Source organism: Pseudomonas sp. R1-18, from assembly GCF_051132095.1.
Taxonomy (GTDB): Bacteria; Pseudomonadota; Gammaproteobacteria; order Pseudomonadales; family Pseudomonadaceae; genus Aquipseudomonas.
Genome location: NZ_CP071658.1, coordinates 1637018 through 1656098, shown reverse-complemented (window position 1 = coordinate 1656098; position 19081 = coordinate 1637018). Strand labels below are relative to the sequence as shown.

The following is a 19081-nucleotide window of genomic DNA, read 5'->3' as shown; positions in this document are numbered from 1 at the left end:
AAGCTCGATGATATGAAGGACGTTCCAATTCAATCAAACGAAACGATCGGCAGCAGTCATGCAAAATTTCGCAACCACCCACTATGCCTTCGAGATCGAACTGTTGCGCACTTTTCAGGCCGTGGTGCGCTTCGGGCAGTTTCTCGCCGCCGCCAGCTTCCTGAACCGCAGCCCCTCGGCGGTGAGCGTGCATATCAAGCGTCTGGAAGAGCTGGCCGGCGGGCGTTTGCTGGAGCGCGACAATCAGACCGTCACCCTGACGCCGCTCGGCCGGCGCTTCGCGCTGCAGAGCGCGGAATTGCTGGCGGTTCACGACCGCATGCTGGCCAGCTATGCCCGGACCAGCGCACAAGGCCGGGTGCGCGTCGGTATTTCAGACGAATTTGCCGAACAGCTGCTCGGCGGGGTGCTGGCGCCTCTGGCCGCTGAGTATCCCGATATCGAGCTGGAAGTGCTGACCGGGTCCAGCGGCCGGTTGAAGACTCGCCTGGCACGGGGTCAGCTGGATCTGGCGCTGATTGTGGAACCTGTCGGTCTGCAAGGCTCCGGTGCCGAACCGCTGGAGTATTTCGGTACGACCGAGCCGGTCTGGGTGGCGGCACACAATTTCAACGTCGATGCTGACAAACCGGTGCCACTGGCGCTGTATGGTAAAGGCTGCCCTTACCGCAGCATGGCGGTCGATACGCTTGCCAGACTCGGCAAGTCATGGCGCACCGTGCTGATGAGTGCCAGCATGACCGCGCTGGAGACCGCGATCTGCGCCGGGCTGGCCGTCGGCGTGATTGATCGCGAACGTGTCAGCCCGCGGATGCGTGTGCTGGTTGCCGAAGAAGGCTTTCCGCCGATGACGCCTCACCATGTTCAGCTGATCGGCGCGCCTGGCGAAGCCAGCGACGCGGTTCAGGCTGTGACCCGGCTGACTCGCGAACATTTTCGCCGCTGATCGCTCGGCGTCGCTGCAGGCAATATTCTGTAACCGATAACCGCCGCCCGAACTTGCAAGCCCGGCGCAGAACCGGCATTTATTTCACTTTGTTTACCGGAACGCTCGCCATGCCGCTATTCACCCTCGCCCGCCTCAAGGCCCGCCGTTTCACCTGGGCGTGCATGATCGCCGTGATCGTCGGCCTGCCCGTCGGCTGCGCCGTGCTGCAACACAAGGAGCGCGAGCTGGTGTTTCGTATCGAGCCCGGAACCGCGAGTTGGTACAGCGGCTTGCCCGCTGATGTGCAGGAACTGGAGCTCAGGGCCCCCGGTTTCGGCACCACGCAGAACATTCATGCCTGGTGGTGGCCGGCACAGCGCAAGGATGCGCCCGCAGTGCTTTACTTGCACGGCTCACGCTGGAACCTGACCGGGCAGCTGTTCCGCATCGAGCAGCTCAGGTCGCTGGGCTTTTCAATCCTGGCCATCGACTATCGGGGCTTTGGCCAGAGCATGGGCCAGCTGCCGTCTGAAACCACCGTTTATGAAGATGCACGCATTGCCTGGGAGCGGCTGGTCCAGCTGCAACCCGATCCGCAGCGACGCCTCATATACGGCCATTCGCTCGGCGGCGCGGTGGCCGTGGACCTCGCGGCGGAGCTGGGAAGCGGCGCGCGCGAGGCGAATGTCCCGGCGCCCGTGCGCGGGTTGATCATCGAGTCGACCTTCACCAATCTGGCGGACGTCGCCACGGCCATCGCCAATACCTCGCTGCCGGTACGCTGGCTGCTGTCACAGAAATTCGATTCCCTGGACAAGATTGCCGACATCAACATGCCCGTGCTGATCGTGCACGGAACGGACGACCGCTATGTGCCGGCGCGTTTCAGCGAGGAACTGTTCGCGGCGGCGCGTGAGCCCAAGAATCTGCTGTTGGTCCCCGGCGGCACGCACAACAACAGCATGCGTCTGGGCCGGCAAGCGTACAGTCAGGCGATCCAGGCACTGCTCAAGTCCCCCACAACGCCCGCGCAGGCCAGGAAACCGGATACGCGCTCCAGCCACGCGGGTTGATTCATCGCCACATCCGACGAAAACTGCGCAGCGCTGTCGATTTGCGAGCCGCCCGAACGACCGTTACATGACCGTCACTTGATCTGGAGAAACGTCATGAACGAAAACCTGCACTCGCACCCGGTTGTGTCCCGTGAGCAATGGCTCGAATCTCGCCGCCAGCAACTGATCCACGAAAAAGCACTGACCCGCCAACGCGACCGCCTCAATGCCGAGCGGCGAGCGCTACCCTGGGTCCGCGTCGACACGCCTTATCAGTTCGACGGCCCGGACGGCCAGCAGAGTCTGGGCGACCTGTTCGGCAACAACAGCCAGCTGGTCGTCTACCATTTCATGTTCGGCCCCGGCTGGGGGCAAGGCTGCAAAGGCTGCTCGTTCCTGTCCGATCATCTGGACGGCGCGAACCTGCATCTGGCCCACCATGACGTCTCGCTGGTAGCGGTGTCTCGCGCAGCCTGGGAGGAATTCCAGACATTCCAGCGTCGCATGGGCTGGCGGTTCAAGTGGGTATCATCGGCAGGCAGCCCGTTCAACGCCGACTTCGGCGTATCCACCACTGCCGAGCAGATGGCGTCCGGCGAGGCGACCTACAACTACGAGCCAAGCGCCGACCCGTTCGAAGAAATGCCGGGGCTGAGCGTTTTCTACCGCAACGAAGCTGGCGAAATATTCCACACCTACTCAACCTACGCGCGAGGGCTCGACCTGCTGGTGGGCGCCTACAACTTCCTGGACCTGACCCCCAGGGGCCGCAACGAAGACCCGATCATGGATTGGGTTCGGCATCATGATCGGTATGAGGTGGCTACGACCCGGAATGTCAGGTGACACGCCACGCATCATCCCCGGGGCCGGCGATTTACTGAGAATCAATATCAAATTACAATGATTGCTATTAACAACATTCATTGAGCATTTCTCTTGAGCAGTCGCCCCGAAAATTCCGGCCCCGTTTCCTGCCTGCGATCCGCGCTGGCCTTCACTCTGCTGACCAGCTGCGGCGCGCAGGCTGCCGCGCAGGCGGTCCTGCCTGCTACTCAGGTTTCAGCCAATGGAGCAGATGCCGAACAAGGCTATGCCGCAACCAGTGCCAGCACCGCGAGCAAAAGCGATGTGCCGCTCAGGGAAGAAGCGCAGTCGGTCATCGTTGTAACGCCGCAGACGATTGCCGACTATGGCGTGCAGTCTCTGGACGATGCCATGAAGTTTGTCAGTGGTGTCAGTCAGGGCAATACGCTGGGCAACACCAAGGACTCGCTGGTCAAGCGCGGCTTCGGCACCAACGATGACGGCTCGATCCTGCGCGACGGCGTGCGCTCGGTGGTTTCGCACAATTTCAGCGCCACCACCGACCGCGTCGAAGTGCTCAAGGGCCCGGCTTCCCTGCTGTATGGCGCCATGGAACCTGGCGGCGTGATCAACGTCATCAGCAAGCAGCCGCAATATGTGCAAAGCACCACGCTGAGCGGCTCGGCATACAGCGAAGGCGGCGGCAGCTTCGGCGTCGATACCACCGGCCCGCTGGGCAACACCGGCCTGGCCTATCGTCTGGTTGCCGAACGCAAGAGCGAGGACTACTGGCGCAACTACGGAGTCGACCAGCACACCCTCATCGCCCCTTCCCTTTCCTGGACCGGCGAGCGTGCCAGCCTGACGCTCGCCTACGAGTACAATGACTACGTCAGCCCGTTCGACCGCGGCACGGTATTCGCCAACGGTCACCCTGCCGACATCAGCTACGACAAGCGTCTGGACGAGAAATGGGCCAATACGGTGGGCATCAGCGAAACCGCCACGGCGCGTTTCGAGTATCAGTTGTCCGAAGACTGGAAAACCCGCCTGACCTACGGCTGGAACAACGACCGCTACAGCCTTTCGATTGCGCAGCCAAGCACATTGTCGAGCAGTGGCGTGCTGCGACGTCAGGCGAACGGGGGCCACTACGACTATGAAACGCGCTATGCCAGCTGGGACTTCATCGGCAAGCAGGACATCTTGGGCCAACAGCACGACCTGCTGATCGGCGCCGAGCAGGAAGACTCCGACAAATACCGGGGCAAAACCTACCGTGGCGCAGTGCAGCCTGGCTTTAACGTCAACTCGCCGGCATACGGCGGCCTCGCCGAGCCGAGCGTAATCAGCCGCACTACCAGCAATCTGCGCAATGAGCTCAGCTCTTCTTCCGTGTACCTGAAGGACAACTGGCATCTGGATGACCGATGGATCCTGGTACTCGGCGGCCGCTACCAGCATTACGACCAGTACAGCGATCAGGGCATGGACACACGGGTCGTCAACCGCGACAGCAACGGCGACACCTTCCTGCCGATGGCCGGCCTGGTGTTCAAGGTCAATGAGGACCTCTCGCTGTACGGCAACTACAGCCGCTCCTTCGTGCCCAACGATACCGTGGACGACAGCGGCAATACCTTCGATCCCGAAGAAGGCCGCAGCTATGAGCTGGGCGCCAAGTACGCCATCACGTCGGGGCTGAATCTGAACATGGCGCTGTTCGACATCGAGAAGAAGAACGTCGTGACCACCACCACGGTGGGTGAACTCAGCCTCAGTGAGGCCGCCGGTAAAGTCGGCTCACGCGGGCTGGAATTGGACATCAGCGGCCGTATCGCCGAGCGCTGGGACATGATCGGGACTTACGCCTACACCGACACCGAAATTCTTGATGACCCGGAAAACGAAGGTAACCGCCTGACCCAGGCGCCCAGACACACCGCGAGCCTGTATCTGAGCCACCGTTTGCAGATCCCGGCGGACCTGGGGAACTGGCATGCGGGCGCGGGCGCTCGTTACATAGGCGAGCGCGCTGGCGACAACGCCAACAGCTATTACATGAGCAGCTACACCGTAGCCGATGCCTTCCTGCGTTGGGATGTGCCCATGGCGGGCTACAAGACTCGCCTGCAGCTGAACGTCGACAACCTGTTCGACAAGCAGTACTACCCGTCCAGCACCGGCAGCCAGTTGCAAGTCAATGTCGGCGAGCCGCGTACCGCGCGCCTGAGCGCCAGCGTGACGTTCTAGTCTGGAGCTTCCGTAAGCGCGACCGGGCGATGTTCGTGCGGGCGCGCTTCAGACCACAAGGTTGCCCTTACAGCTTGTAACACTTCCAGCCCACAGGCAGAATCAAGGCAGTTGTACGACGACGGATGAATTCCGTCGCGACAGCTGTTCTCGGCATCCAATAAATACAACAAAGGATATGTTCATGAAGAGACTCACCCTCCTCGTCGGCTTTCTGTGCCTGTTCACCGGCTATGTGGTTGCTGCACCTTCGGATGAAACCGAAGTTGCCGCCGCGGTCGACAAACTCACGCAGGCCATGTGGCACAAGGATATAGCGCAGCTAAAGGCACTGACCGCCGACAATCTGTCCTACGGCCACTCCAGCGGCAACATCCAGGACAAGCAAGCGTTCATCGCCGATATCGAAACCGGCAAGAGTGCGTTCAATGAGCTGAAGATGCTTAATCAGAAGATCATCATGTCCGGCGATACGGCCCTGGTCCGCAACCACTTCTCGGCTCAAGCCGTGAACAGCGGCAAGGTTGTTCCCACCGAGATCGAGAACTTCCAGATCTGGCAGAAACAGAAAGGCCAGTGGCTGCTGATCGGGCGTCAGGCGTTCCGCTTCTGATCGATCCGCAGATAACCGGCGAGTTCGGCACACCTGACACTCTCACGGCGTGCCGAACATCGCCGTCCAGTAGATCCCGGCATCGCTCTTGGGATCGGTGGCGTAAGCAGCGCCCAACTCTTTGAAATCCGGATTCATCAGATTGGCGCAATGGCCGGGGCTGGCGAGCCAGCCGTCAACCACCTTGCGAGCCTTGTCCTGCCCTGCCGCGATGTTTTCCCCGGTCTGCTGACCGACATAACCCGCCAGCTCGGCCCGGTCACCCGGCGTGCGACCGTCCCGGTCCTTGTGATCAAAGTAATTGTTGTTGGCCATTGCCCGGGAATGGGTAGCAGCGGCGGTCGCCAGGGTCGCATTCCAGCTCAGCGGCGTGGCCGCGCCGAAAGACTGCGTGCCGCATTGGCGCGGCTGAGTGCGCGCGGTGTTGATCATTTCCAAAAGCCGCTGCCCCTCGGTCTGCGAATCGCCAAGGCGCGCCGCCAATAGAGAACGTGCCAGCACGATACGCCAGTCGCGCCCTTCGCGACTGACCCCGATGTCAATGAACTGCGGGTCCAGCACAACCTGACAGAAGCTTTCCTGCACGGCCTTCATGGCCGATTGTGCATCGCGTGGCCCGGACAGGCTGATGGCCTGCACGGTGACCATCGGATACGAAGCACGGGACATCGCCTGTTGCAGGTCGCCGCTGCCGCTGGCCGGCAGCACCAGCCGCGCATCGTTCACCAGCGGCGGCAGTTCCATGGACACCTGCCCGCCGCAACGCTGGACCTGACTGCGGTAGGCGTTGATCGACTCGACCAGCTGCGCTTCTTCGTTCGCCACGGCGGAGGTGGCGACCAACAGGCCAAACGACAATGAGGCCAGACGCAAACGCGGTAACAGGACGCGCATGAATTACTCCCTATAGCTGAATACGCACATCATGCGCGATTTTTCCCCACGCTGTGCAACGCCTTTTCGTACGCCATCGATCAAAGCCGGATCGGCAAACGAGTGCTCGCACAGTGTTCAGTGGCGGGTCGGATTCAGACGCCCCGCCGCGAATTCACGCGCCTGCAGCGCCATCCGGTCGAGTTGCCGGTCACGTTCGCGCTCAGCTTCGACCATCGCTTCGTCGCCGTGTTGCTTGAGCAGGTACGCATGAATCTGCCGCACTTCTACCGACTGGTAAATGGGCGCGACGTCGAGTACGGCCAGCAATCCACTGGTGCTGTGATCTCTGGTATTCATGACCACATGCGGGCCACGCGCGTTCAATACCTGGAACCCCATCGCCTCGAACCAGGGCGCCTTGCCTGCCACGCAGGACAGTTCGGCATGGGGATAGCGGGCCAGCGCCTTGCCGAGCATCGAGCGCGCGATGCCCTGTCTGCGGTGACTTCCCAGCACAGCCATATAGGCCAGCGTGCAAGCCTGCGGATCGTCGCTGACGGGCAGGTACAGCAGGAAGCCCAGGACAATTTCGGGGTCGTCGTCGTCGAGGGCCACGATCAGTTCCACGGGCATTCCACGGGAACCGTCCATTGCATTCAGATACAGGTGGACCTCGTAACCGACGCCATACTGGTAAAGCTGATAAAGAGGGTTATCCGCCGTGATCGCTACCGCGCTGACGTCGGTCACGTAATCGACGACCATCTGCTGAATCTGGCTGCGAATGAACTCGGGTGGCGGCGTTTGCAGCAGCATGAGGGTAGGCATCGAATACGGCTCCGGTGTGGCGTGAAGAGCGCCAATGATAACGCGATCTGCGCAACATTCGGGGCAGTCTCGTTCGGCACTGCCATTGGCGGTAAGTCGTCGGTAAAAATTGCTTATTAACCATCCCTAACATCTGGAAATATAAAATCCCGATAACTTTCATGGCCTTGCGGAACTTAACGGCACTCGCGCTGCCGCTGACCCGCGGCATATTTATTTATCAGCACCATGCGTTTTTATAATTAAGTTCTCCAATAGTTCACGCCTAGGATAGCGCCGCCTACTAATAAGACGTGAGGAAACACCCCCTATGCCGTTATCGAACTTCTCCAGCCAGCTGGTGCGTTTGACCGCTGTCGGCGTCATGACCCTGCCCACCGCCTACGCCGCCGACACGCTGACCCGTGACAACGGCGCGGCGGTTGGCGACAACCAGAATTCGCAAACCGCCGGCGCCCAGGGCCCGGTGCTGCTGCAAGACGTGCAGTTGCTGCAAAAGCTGCAGCGCTTCGACCGCGAGCGCATTCCGGAGCGCGTGGTTCATGCCCGCGGCACCGGTGTTCGCGGCCAGTTCACGGCCTCGACCGACATCAGCGACCTCAGCAAGGCCACGGTTTTCCGCGCTGGTGAAGTCACGCCGGTGTTCGTGCGTTTCTCGGCCGTCGTCCACGGCAACCACTCGCCTGAAACGCTTCGCGATCCGCGCGGCTTCGCGACCAAGTTCTACACTGCCGATGGTAACTGGGACCTGGTCGGCAACAACTTTCCGACGTTCTTCATCCGCGACGCCATCAAGTTCCCGGACATGGTTCACGCGTTCAAGCCGGACCCGCGCAGCAACCTGGACGACGATTCGCGCCGCTTCGATTTCTTCTCCCATGTGCCGGAAGCCACCCGCACTCTGACCCAGCTGTATTCCAACGAAGGTACGCCAGCCGGCTATCGCTTCATGGACGGCAACAGCGTGCACGCCTACAAGCTGGTCAACGCCAAAGGCCAGGTGCATTACGCCAAGTTCCACTGGAAATCGCTGCAAGGCATCAAGAACCTCGATCCGGCTGAAGTCGCCAAGGTTCAGGGCAAGGACTACAGCCACATGACCAATGATCTGGTCAGCGCTATCAAGAAAGGCGACTTCCCGAAATGGGATCTGTATGTCCAGGTGCTCAAGCCTGAAGAGCTGGCACGCTTTGAGTTCGATCCGCTGGACGCCACCAAGATCTGGCCGGATGTGCCTGAGAAGAAGATCGGCCAGATGGTGCTGAACAAGAACGTCGACAACTTCTTTCAGGAGACCGAACAGGTCGCCATGGCGCCTGCCAACCTGGTACCGGGCATCGAACCTTCGGAAGACCGTCTGTTGCAGGGTCGCGTGTTTTCCTATGCCGATACCCAGATGTATCGCCTGGGCGCGAACGGCATGAGTCTGCCGGTCAACCAGCCTAAAGTTGCGGTCAACAATGGCAACCAGGACGGCGCGTCGAACACCGGCCACACCACCAGCGGCGTGAACTACGAGCCGAGCCGACTGAACCCTCGCCCGAGCACCGAGGCTGCTCGCTACAGCGTCGCGCCGCTCAGTGGCAGCACTCAGCAGGCGAAGATCACTCGCGAGCAGAACTTCAAGCAGGCCGGCGATCTGTACCGTTCGTACACCGCCAAAGAGCAGAAGGATCTGATTCAGAGCTTCGGCGAGTCGTTGGCCGATACCGACACCGAGAGCAAGCACATCATCCTCTCGTTCCTGTACAAGGCCGATCCGTCCTACGGTACCCGTGTGGCTGAAGTAGCCAAGGGCGATCTGGCCAAGGTCAAGGCCCTGGCCGCGAACCTCAAGGACTGATACGACCGACCCGCCCCGGTGGTGCAGCGCCGGGGCGGTGTCTGTCCAGGAGAATGCCGATGAGAAGCCTGATCTACGCACTGTTGCTGGCAACAGCCATCATCCAGCCCGCGCGCTCCGCCGACGCCCCCACCCCGGACCCGCAGCAGACCGCGCAGGAACTACGCCGCCTGTTCTTCGATGCATCGCGCGAAGGCAACCTTGCGATGCTCGACACCTTCATTCAGGCTCACTACGACCTCAACCTCAAAGATGAAAAAGGCTACACCGGCCTGATACTTGCGGCATACCACGGTCATCAGGATGCCGTTGACCGGCTGATCGATGCCGGAGCCGACCCATGCGCCAAGGACAATCGCGGTAATACGGCGTTGATGGGGGCAATCTTCAAGGGCGAGCTGGCCATTGCCAGACGTCTGGTCCAGGCCGACTGCGCGCCCGACCTTGCCAACAATGCCGGCCAGACCGCCTCGATGTACGCCGCGCTGTTCAAACGCACGGAAATTCTCCAGGCACTGGCCGCCAAAGGCGCAGACCTGAACCTGCGCGACAGCATGGGCAACGACGTGAACGGCCTGAGCCGGGGAGAGTTTCAGGCACCGCCTATGCAGTGAAACGGGTGCCTCGGCAGGCACCCGCTTCACCGCACTTACATCAGCACGTACAACAGCAGGATGTTGACCACCAGCAGCGCCAGCGCGGTCGGGATCTGCGCCTTGATGACCGCGTACTTGTCCGGCAACTCCAGCAAGGCCGCGGGGACGATGTTGTAGTTCGCCGCCATGGGCGTCATGAGGGTTCCGCAATAGCCGGAGAACATGCCGATGGCGGCCATCACGGCAGGGTTGGCGCCATAGACACCCACCAGCACCGGTACGCCGATGCCGCCGGTCATGACCGGGAACGCCGCAAAACCGTTGCCCATGATGATGGTGAACATTGCCATGCCCAGCACATACACCATGACCGCCACGAGCCTGAAGTCCATATTGATGTAAGAGGTCGCCAGATGCGCGACGGCCTTGCCCACGCCCGCGTCGTTGAACATCAGCCCGAGCATCGCCAGCATTTGTGGCAGCACCAGCGCCCAGCCCAGCGCTTCGGTCAGCCGCCGCGACTCGCGCATGGCCTGCACTGGCGTGTCGCGGGTCAACCAGCAAGCCAGGCCGAGGGCGATCAGGCAGCCAAGCCCCAGAGAAACGAACGTGGTGTTGGCCGGGTCCAGCAGTGCAACGTCGCCGAAGCGAATGCCCTTGAGAAACATTGCGCCGAACACCGTGACCAGCGGGATGGCCAACGCGGGAATGAACAGCTTGTTGCCGAGCCGACCGGCGCTGGCACGCCGCGCCTTGTCAGGCATTTCCTCATGTTTGCCAAAACCGACGCCGCCGAACCCCGCGATCAACGCCATTACCAGCACGCCGACGCCCACCGCTGCCGGTGGAATGCGCTCGCCGACCAGAAAGGCAATCGCAAACAGGCCCCAGAACAAGCCGGTACTCCAGCGTTTGGGGTTGCTGCGGTCGGTGAGGGTCATGAACGAGGTGATAGCCAGGATCACGCCAGCCAGCCAGTACAGGTACTGAATCGAAATGATCATTGCGCACGCTCCTGCGTCGTGGATGGCGTCGCGTCGACTGCCTGAGCTGCCTGAGCTGCCTGAGCCGGCAGCTCGCGAGCCAGCTGGCGATCAAAACGATGCAGGCGAAAGGAGTGAATGAAGAAGGCACAGATCGCCGTCGGAATCCCCCACAGCGCGATGTGAATCGGCTCCACATCCAGCCCCGAGCCCAGCAGGAAAGTGTGCATCAGAGCGATGGCGCCGAACGCGACGAAGATGTCCTCTCCAAAGAACAGCCCGACGTTGTCAGTCGCCGCGCACAGCGCCAGCAGTCGCGTGCGCACCGCTTCAGGCAGCTTGCCGAAGCGCGCCTCGGCGGCACCCTCGGCCATCGGCGCCAGCAGCGGACGCACCATCTGCGGGTGCCCGCCCAGGCTCGTCAGCCCAAGGGCTGCGGTGGACTCGCGAACAAACAGGTAGGCGATCAGCAAGCGCCCGACGGTAGCGCCGGTAAAGCGAGCGATCCAGTTCTGCGCATGCAGACGCAGGCCATGCCGCTCCAGCAGCCCGATGACCGCGAGCGGCAGCAGAATGATGAGCGGCAAGGTGCGGGTTTTGATGAAACCGGTGCCGATCGTGGCAAGCAGGGTTTCAAGCGGCATGCTGGCCGCAAGGCCGGTGGCGACGGCGGCCAGCGCGACTACCAGCATCGGGTTGAAGCGCAGCACGAAGCCGATGATGATGACCAGCACGCCCAGCAGCGGCCAGAGGTTGATGGCGGTTTGCATAGAAAAAGTCTCGTTGCCTGAATCGATGGAAAAAGTTCTGTCAAATTCAACGCAGGGATCACGCTACCGGAGCGGCGGGTGTGACTGGCTCATTGAAAGGACTCCATGAGCGCACAGCGGGTTCGATCGCTGTTGGCAGAGCGCATTGTTATTGTCAGGGCCCGGTCTGCATTCCGGTGCCTCGAAGGCTTGCTGGCCGTGCTACGCGAGGACGCTCGCATCGACAGGGTGCCTTTCTCGTTCACGATCCATCTTTCGGTAGCTTTATGGCTGACGTCCAACGGGAAAAAACCGTTATGCCTCATAAGAATTTTTGTACTGTCGCTGGCATACAAACTGCAATTTCATCGGGCTGTCGCTGGCCGCTGCGCTTGACTCCGGCCCGGCGGCGACCAGCCTTCCAAGTGCTCAAGGAACCAACACGGTGAACCTCAAGTTTCTCGAAACCTTCGTCTGGGTGGCGCGACTGAAAAGCTTCCGGCTCACGGCGGAAAAGCTGTTCAGCACCCAGGCGTCCATTTCCAGCAGGATCGCCACGCTGGAAGATGAAATGGGCGTGCGCCTGTTCGTGCGTGATTCCAGAGGGGTATCGCTGACCACCGAGGGCGCGCGGGTGCTCGAATATGCCGAGCACATCATGGACACCATGCAGAGCATGAAGGCGGCGATTCGGGATCCGAGCCAGGTGCGCGGGCGCATCCGCATTGGCGCAATGGATACGGTGATACACACCTGGCTCAGTCCGCTGGTAACACGATTGATGAAATGTTACCCGGCGCTGGAGATCGAGCTGACCGCCGACACCGCCGCCAACCTGTGCTCGCAGCTGGAAAAGGGCTACCAGGACATCATCTTCCAGACCGACATGCTGCGCTTCGATACCGTGCGCAATACCGTGCTGACCCGCTACCCGATGCACTGGGTGGTGCCGACCGGCTCAGTCTATGACCGGCCCTACGCGTCACTGGAAGAACTGGCCGAACAACGCATCGTTACCTTTTCCCGTAATTCGCGGCCCCATCAAGACATCCTCAATATGATGCACTCGGCCAACCTGATCACCACGCGCATCAACTGCGTGAACTCGGCCTCCGCGATTACCCGCCTGGTGCGCGACGGTTTCGGCATAGGCGCGATGCCCGCCGCACTGGTGCGCGGTGAACTGGCGCAAGGGGTGCTGACGCTGGTCGAAGGCGTCCCCGTGCCGCATATCATGGACATCGTCGCCAGCTGGCGAACCGGTGCGGGCATGGAACTGGTGGAAGACATCGTCAGCCTGACCCGGGAAGTGGTCGCCGAATTCGACGCCACTCTTCCCGAGGGCGCGTTGGCCGAATAGCCCGGCATTTTCAACCGCTTTGAGGTTGGATTATCGGAGCGGTTTTGCAGCACACTGGCCTCCTCCCAACAACGGCAAGGAGCCGTAGACATGGCAACCGAAATCCTCAAACTGGCGGCCTTCAGTGATGGCGAGCATGGCGGCAACCCGGCGGGCGTCTGGATTGGCGATGCGCTTCCCGATGAGGACAGCATGCAACGCATCGCCGCTGAAGTAGGCTTTTCCGAAACCGCCTTCGCCGCGCCTCTCGACAATGGCTGGCGGGTCCGCTACTTCTCGCCCTTGGCCGAGGTGCCGTTCTGCGGTCATGCCACCATCGCCCTGGGCGCGGCATTGGCCAGCCAGCAAGGCGACGGCGTGTTCAACCTCACGCTCAACCACGCGCAGATCACGGTCGAGGGCCACGCGCAGGGCGCCTTGACTTCTGCGGCCCTGCAATCGCCGCCGACCAGTAGTGCAGTGGTCAGCGAGGCGTTACTGGATGAGGCCTTGAACCTGTTTGGCTACAGCCGAAGCGATCTGGACGACCGCATCCCGCCCGCGGCTATAAACGGCGGTGCCGGGCATCTGGTACTGGCGCTGAACAGCCGGGCCACGCTCAAGGCCATGCAATACGACCAGCAAGCCGGTCGGGAACTGATGGTGCGTGAAGGCTGGGCGACGATTCTGCTGGTCTACGCCGAAACCGAGCAGTTCTTCCACACTCGCAACCCGTTTGCGTTTGGCGGTGTGTACGAAGACCCGGCGACTGGCGCGGCGACCGCGGCCTTTGCCGGTTACCTGCGCGATCTCGGCTGGCCTCACGGCGGTGTCATCGACATTCTGCAGGGTGAAGACATGGGTAGCCCGTCGCGCCTGCGCGCCGAAATACCCAATCAGACCGGCAGTTCGATCCGCGTTTCGGGCATGGCGCGCAGGCTGTAGTCATCAGGTCTTGAGCTTGCTGCCACTGATCGCTACCCCCAGCAGCATCACGGCGACGATCAGGAACGCCAGCTCCAGGCTGCTGACATGGGCGATGAAGCCAATCGCCGCTGGCCCGATCAGAATCCCGGCGTAACCCACCGTAGTGATCGCCGGGATTGCAACGCTCTCGGGCATGGTCTTCTGCCGCCCGACAGCGCTGTAGCAGACCGGCACGATATTCGAACATCCCGCGCCAACCAGTGCGTAGCCCAGCAGGGCTGCTTCCCAGGCCGGCACCAGCGTGGCAATGGCCAGACCGCTCGCCGCGCATAGACCGCCCAGAATGATCACGCGGTTGGACCCCACCCGATGCACGATGGCGTCGCCAAACAGACGGCCCAGCGTCATGGTCACCGCAAATACCGCGTAGCCCAGCCCCGCATAGGAAGCCTCCACGCCGCGCAATGAGGTCAGGAACACCGCGCTCCAGTCGAGCATCGCACCTTCGGCGAGAAACACGGTGAAGCACAGCAGGCCGATGAACAGCACCACGCCGTGGGGAATGGCGAATGCCGGGCCGTCTGACGGGCTGCCGTAAGGCAGCAGATTGGGCATGGCCTTCATCAGTGCCAGCAGCGTCAGCGCGACCACGACCAGCATGGCCACGAACGGCGACATGCCTAGACTGAGCAAGCCGCTGACCCCGGCCGCGCCGACAATCCCGCCGAGACTGAACAGCCCGTGAAAACCGGACATCATGGTCTTGCCACTGGCGCGCTCGACGATCACCGCCTGCACGTTGGCGGTGCAGTCCACACCGCCCATGCCCGCGCCGAACACGAACAGGATTGCGACCAGCAGCGGCAGACTTGAGACCGTCGCCAGCAAAGGCAGACAGAGACAGATGATCACGGTGCACACCGCCAGCAGGCGCCGGCAGCCATAGCGCGCGGCCAGCGCGCCGGCCATGGGCATTGAAAGGATCGAACCCACGCCCAGACACAGCAATAGCATCCCCAGCGTGGCCTCATCCAGCCCGACTCGCGCCTTGGCATACGGCACCATCGGCGCCCATGAGGCGATGCTGAATCCTGCGATAAAAAACGCAATGCGGGTGGAGCGCTGCTCCTGCAGAGCCTTGGTGTCCTGGGCCGCGGTGCTGAAACTGGTCATCCTTCCTCCTTGTCCACGCCCGACAGAATCGTGCGGGCAAGCCTGAGAGACTAGCAAAGCTGACCGGCGTTCCAAACGGCTGATGTGTCCATGCCGAAGACTGCCTCGCCAGCAAGCTGCCTCCCACAGGCAATCAACATCGCATTACTGTGTGGGGTTCCTGCCAGCAGGCCTGCCTCGACATTTTCAGCGCATGCAGATCTATTGTGGGAGGGAGCTTGCTCGCGACTGCACTCTTGCTGACCCTGCACCTGTGCCTGAAAGCCTGCAATCGCCAGCAAGCTGCCTCCCACGCACTGTCTCTCTTGCTCGCGATCGCAAACGATCAAGATATTTCCTGCAAAGCGCCCTAGAATATCCGCCACTCGCCCCATTACGGTGCAGCTCATTACCCGGACTACCCAAAAGAGGCCGTTGTGTACAAAGGTGTCATGCTCTCGGTCCTCGCCTCCACGCTGTTCGGGGTGATGTATTTCTATACGTCGCTGATGAAACCGCTCACCGGCGAGGAGATATTCGGCTGGCGCATGCTGCTGACGGTGCCGTTCGCCACGTTGTTCATGCTCGTGAGCGGCGACTGGAAGCTGGTGCGCGGCCTGGCCGCGAAGCTCAGGCAACGGCCAACGCTGCTGTTCGGCCTGTTGTTGTCCTCATTGCTGCTGGGCATGCAGCTGCTGATGTTCATGTGGGCGCCCTTGCACGGGCGGAGCCTTGAGGTGTCGCTGGGCTATTTTCTGCTGCCGCTGACCATGATCCTGACCGGGCGCATTGTCTACGGCGAGCACCTGTCATGGCTGCAAAAGGTCGCTGCCTCGTTCGCATTGGTGGGCGTGGGCCACGAGCTGTGGCGGCTGGGGAGTTTTTCCTGGGAGACGCTGGTGGTCGCGCTGGGCTACCCGGTGTATTTCGTGCTGCGACGCAGGCTGGGCACCGATCACCTCGGCGGCTTGTGGTTCGACATGGCGTTCATGCTGCCCGTCGGTGTCTGGTTCATTGCTCAGGGCGACCCGCTGGCCATCCAGCAGACACCGGCACTGTACGGGTTGATCCCGTTGCTGGGCGTGATCAGCGCCTCGGCACTGGTCAGTTACATCATTGCCAGCCGCCTGCTGCCGTTCAGCCTGTTCGGGCTGCTCAGCTATGTCGAGCCGGTGCTGCTGGTGGGCGTTGCGTTGCTGCTGGGCGAAAGCATCAGCCGCGATGAATGGCTGACCTACGTGCCGATCTGGCTGGCAGTGGTCGTGCTGATCATCGAAGGCGCCCAGCACATGCTTGCCCAGCGCCGTCGCGATGCGACCTGAACTCAGCGCTCGGTGAAGCGCGCCAGTTGCATTTCCTGAAGCCGGCTGAGCGTGCGGCGGAAGGCGAAGGACAGATAGCCTTCGGTGTACAGCTCGGCCATCGGCGTCTGTGCCTCGATGAACAGCGGAATTCGCCGGTCATAGCATTCGTCCACCAGAGCAATGAAGCGCCGCACGCCGTCATCGTGGGGCGAAAGCTGCGGTAATTCGCGGTCGCCCGCCGCCACCTGCTCCACCGCATCCTCGGTCCCGCGGGCGATCTTCGCCTCGCGTTGCGCGGCGCTCAACGCCGGTACTTCGCTGAGCAGAATGGCCGAGAAGCGATCACAGAGTGCAATGAAATCCATCGCCGCCAAGGGCTGCTCGCACAAATCGCGGTAGCGGCACCAGACCACGGTGTCCGCATGCTGGACGACATTGATACTGCGATAGCCGAGCATCACCTGGCTGTCGTGGACCGGTTGGCCCTCGCTCAGCGCCGTGAAGATGCCCGCCAGCGCGCTCGGCGCACCCGCCTCGCTGACCCAGTAACGCTGAAGCAGTTGCCCTGGATGCAGCCGGTGATCCTCGCCGCCGTCCACCGGGACCACGTTCATGAAACGCTGAATCGCGGCGATGGCCGGCATGAAGCGCTCGCGGTTGTGACCATGGCTGTACAGCTGATCGGGCGGCTGGTTGGAGGTGCAGACCAGAACCACGCCCTCTTCGAACATCACCTGCAACAGGCCGCCGAGAATCACCGCGTCGCCGATGTCGGTAACGAACAGCTCATCGAAGCACATCACGCGAACCTCTCGCGCCAGCTCGCGAGCAACCGTGGCCAGTGGGTGCGGCGTGCCGATCAGCTCGAACATGCGCTTATGGACCCAGCGCATGAAGTGATGAAAGTGCTGGCGGCGCGCAGGCACGCTCAGGCTCTCGAAGAAACGGTCCATCAGCCAGGTCTTGCCGCGCCCGACCGGCCCCCACAGATATACACCTTTGACGGCTGCATTCCTTGCGCCGCCGCCCTGCCCGCTCAGCGCCTCGAAACAGCTTTGCAGCTGCCGGGCGGCCTGCAATTGCGCGGCGTCCGGCTGAAAACCCCGCTGCAGTGCGCGTTCGTAAGCATCGAGAGGAGACAGAGCGGGCATCGAGTGCATACCTTTTTGACTTGGTTGAGCGCCAGCCTATACAAGCCCGACGCCACACGATAGCGCTGGTCAGCCGTGCTGCACGCCGGCGCGCTTGAGCAACCGCCTGCAGCGCTCGGACAGATGCACCACGCGCAGATGCTTGCCGGCCTTGGCGTAGCGCTCGCGCAATGTCTTGAGCGCGGCGATGGCCGAGTAGTCGACAAAGCTCAGGTGACGGCAGTCCAGCGTCACATGCTCGGGGTCCTGCGCCGGGTCGAACTGATCTAGAAACGGCGTGGTGGAGGCGAAAAACAGCGTGCCATGCAGGTGATACAGCTTGCTGCCGTCGGCTTCGATATGGCTGTCGGCATACAGCTCGCGGGCCTGCTGCCAGGCGAAGTTGATCGCCGCGATGACGATGCCGAACAGCACGGCGGTCGCCAGATCGGTGAGCACTGTCACGACCGTCACCGCGACGATCGCCAGCACATCGCTGACCGGGACCTTGCGCAGCACGCGCAGCGATGCCCAGGCAAAGGTCTGTTGGGCGACGACGAACATCACACCGACCAGCGCGGCGAGCGGGATACGCTCGATCAGCGGCGACAGGAACAGCACGAACATCAGGATCATGACCCCGGCCACCACGCCGGACAACCGCCCGCGCCCGCCGGAACTCAGGTTGATCACGGTCTGGCCAATCATTGCGCAGCCGCCCATGCCGCCGAACATGCCGGAAGCAATGTTGGCGGCGCCCAGCGCCACACATTCACGGTCCGGAAAGCCCCGGCTCTCGGTTATTTCGTCGGTGAGGTTGAGGGTCAGCAGCGTTTCCAGCAGGCCGACCAGCGCCATCAACACGGCATAAGGCGCGATGATTCGCAGCGTCTCGAAGTTCCACGGCACGTCCGGCAAGGCCAGCGTCGGGAAGCCACCGGCGATGTGCGCCATGTCGCCCAGCGTGCGCGTCGGCAGCCCGAACAGGTAAACCGCGACGCCGACGCTCAGAATCGCGACCAGCGCTGGCGGAATGGCCTTGGTCAGACGTGGCAGCAGGTAAACGATGGCCATGGTCACCGCGACCAGCCCGAGCATGACATACAGCGGCGTGCCGCTCAGCCAGGTTTCGCCCGTCTTGAAGTGTTCGAGCTGGGCCATCGCAATCACGATGGCCAGGCCGTTGACGAAGCCCAGCATCACCGGATAAGGCACCAGACGTACCAGTTTCCCCAGACGCAACAGTCCGAAGAGAATCATCAAAAGCCCGCCCAGCAGCACGGTCGCCAGCAGGTATTGCACGCCTTGCTGCACCACCAGCGCGACGATCACCACCGCCATCGAGCCGGCCGCACCGGACACCATGCCTGGCCGGCCGCCAAACAATGCGGTCAAGGTGCAGATGATGAACGCACCGTACAGCCCCATCAGCGGATTGAGATGGGCCACCAACGCAAAAGCGATGCACTCGGGCACCAACGCAAAGGATGAAGTGAGGCCGGCGAGGACGTCGGCGCGTATACGGTTCGATTTCATGGACTACCTGACTGCGTCCCGCCAGCCTAGGCTCGCGGAAACGGGAAAAGCGGAGCTGTAAAAAAGCGGGCATGGTACGCAAATGCGAGGCGAGCGGCCACAGTCCGACTCTTGATCCGACCTGCCGAACCTCGTTTAACCGCAGGCAACACATTGAGAAGA

17 protein-coding genes are annotated in these 19081 nt (G+C 61.9%); 10 read left to right on the top strand and 7 right to left on the bottom strand.

Features of this window, described 5'->3' with window-relative positions; genetic code table 11:
- The first annotated feature begins 58 nt into the window (after nt 1–58).
- The 5 genes from J3P77_RS07740 to J3P77_RS07720 all read left to right on the top strand — a co-directional run bounded on the left by J3P77_RS07740 (nt 59) and on the right by J3P77_RS07720 (nt 5656).
- A complete protein-coding gene (locus tag J3P77_RS07740) occupies nt 59–946 on the top strand; it encodes a LysR substrate-binding domain-containing protein (RefSeq protein ID WP_434680858.1) in 888 nt (295 codons plus the stop codon).
- A gap of 110 nt (nt 947–1056) precedes the next feature.
- Nucleotides 1057–2001 carry an alpha/beta hydrolase gene (locus J3P77_RS07735; protein WP_434680856.1) on the top strand — a complete coding sequence of 315 codons (945 nt, stop codon included), beginning with the start codon at nt 1057–1059 and terminating at the stop codon, nt 1999–2001.
- A gap of 96 nt (nt 2002–2097) precedes the next feature.
- Entirely contained in the window at nt 2098–2829 is a 732-nt protein-coding gene (locus J3P77_RS07730) for a DUF899 domain-containing protein (protein ID WP_434680854.1), read from the top strand.
- A 156-nt stretch (nt 2830–2985) separates the two neighbouring features.
- Nucleotides 2986–5043 (top strand): TonB-dependent siderophore receptor, encoded by a 2058-nt coding sequence (locus J3P77_RS07725; protein ID WP_434681922.1) that lies wholly within the window; start codon nt 2986–2988, stop codon nt 5041–5043.
- A 184-nt stretch (nt 5044–5227) separates the two neighbouring features.
- Nucleotides 5228–5656, top strand: coding sequence for a nuclear transport factor 2 family protein (locus J3P77_RS07720; protein WP_434680852.1), 429 nt, complete (start codon nt 5228–5230; stop codon nt 5654–5656).
- A gap of 42 nt (nt 5657–5698) precedes the next feature.
- Here J3P77_RS07720 and J3P77_RS07715 read toward each other — a convergent pair whose 3' ends face one another.
- Together J3P77_RS07715 and J3P77_RS07710 are read right to left on the bottom strand one after the other, a co-directional pair.
- Entirely contained in the window at nt 5699–6550 is an 852-nt protein-coding gene (locus J3P77_RS07715) for a CAP domain-containing protein (RefSeq protein ID WP_434680850.1), read from the bottom strand.
- A gap of 117 nt (nt 6551–6667) precedes the next feature.
- Nucleotides 6668–7360: a GNAT family N-acetyltransferase gene (locus tag J3P77_RS07710; protein ID WP_434680848.1), complete on the bottom strand. Its 693-nt coding sequence runs from the start codon at nt 7358–7360 to the stop codon at nt 6668–6670.
- A 364-nt stretch (nt 7361–7724) separates the two neighbouring features.
- Between J3P77_RS07710 and katB the strand changes: the two genes are divergently transcribed.
- Nucleotides 7725–9203 (top strand): catalase KatB, encoded by a 1479-nt coding sequence (katB, locus tag J3P77_RS07705; RefSeq protein ID WP_434681920.1) that lies wholly within the window; start codon nt 7725–7727, stop codon nt 9201–9203.
- A gap of 59 nt (nt 9204–9262) precedes the next feature.
- On the top strand, nt 9263–9817 hold the full coding sequence (locus J3P77_RS07700) for an ankyrin repeat domain-containing protein (protein WP_434680846.1): 555 nt from the start codon (nt 9263–9265) through the stop codon (nt 9815–9817).
- Nucleotides 9818–9852: 35 nt separating this feature from the next.
- On the opposite strand, the gene J3P77_RS07695 is transcribed toward J3P77_RS07700, so the two are convergent.
- Both J3P77_RS07695 and J3P77_RS07690 read right to left on the bottom strand, forming a co-directional pair.
- A complete protein-coding gene (locus J3P77_RS07695; RefSeq protein ID WP_434680844.1) occupies nt 9853–10803 on the bottom strand; it encodes a DUF979 domain-containing protein in 951 nt (316 codons plus the stop codon).
- Nucleotides 10800–11552 (bottom strand): DUF969 domain-containing protein, encoded by a 753-nt coding sequence (locus J3P77_RS07690; protein ID WP_434680842.1) that lies wholly within the window; start codon nt 11550–11552, stop codon nt 10800–10802. Before J3P77_RS07690 ends, J3P77_RS07695 begins: the two co-directional genes overlap by 4 nt.
- Nucleotides 11553–11976: 424 nt before the next feature.
- Between J3P77_RS07690 and J3P77_RS07685 the strand changes: the two genes are divergently transcribed.
- Both J3P77_RS07685 and J3P77_RS07680 read left to right on the top strand, forming a co-directional pair.
- Complete coding sequence (locus J3P77_RS07685; RefSeq protein ID WP_434680840.1) at nt 11977–12891, top strand: LysR family transcriptional regulator; 915 nt, start codon at nt 11977–11979, stop codon at nt 12889–12891.
- Nucleotides 12892–12981: 90 nt separating this feature from the next.
- A complete protein-coding gene (locus J3P77_RS07680; protein ID WP_434680838.1) occupies nt 12982–13815 on the top strand; it encodes a PhzF family phenazine biosynthesis protein in 834 nt (277 codons plus the stop codon).
- Nucleotides 13816–13818: 3 nt separating this feature from the next.
- Here the strand turns inward: J3P77_RS07680 and J3P77_RS07675 are convergent, their stop codons facing one another.
- Nucleotides 13819–14970 (bottom strand): MFS transporter, encoded by a 1152-nt coding sequence (locus J3P77_RS07675; RefSeq protein ID WP_434680836.1) that lies wholly within the window; start codon nt 14968–14970, stop codon nt 13819–13821.
- 416 nt (nt 14971–15386) lie between these two features.
- Between J3P77_RS07675 and rarD the strand changes: the two genes are divergently transcribed.
- Complete coding sequence (rarD, locus tag J3P77_RS07670; RefSeq protein ID WP_434680834.1) at nt 15387–16271, top strand: EamA family transporter RarD; 885 nt, start codon at nt 15387–15389, stop codon at nt 16269–16271.
- A 2-nt stretch (nt 16272–16273) separates the two neighbouring features.
- On the opposite strand, the gene zapE is transcribed toward rarD, so the two are convergent.
- The gene (gene zapE, locus J3P77_RS07665; RefSeq protein ID WP_434680832.1) at nt 16274–17404 is read right to left on the bottom strand and encodes a cell division protein ZapE; all 1131 of its coding nucleotides are present in this window, start codon (nt 17402–17404) and stop codon (nt 16274–16276) included.
- 69 nt (nt 17405–17473) lie between these two features.
- Nucleotides 17474–18919, bottom strand: coding sequence for a SulP family inorganic anion transporter (locus J3P77_RS07660; protein ID WP_434680830.1), 1446 nt, complete (start codon nt 18917–18919; stop codon nt 17474–17476).
- Nucleotides 18920–19081: the final 162 nt, after the last annotated feature.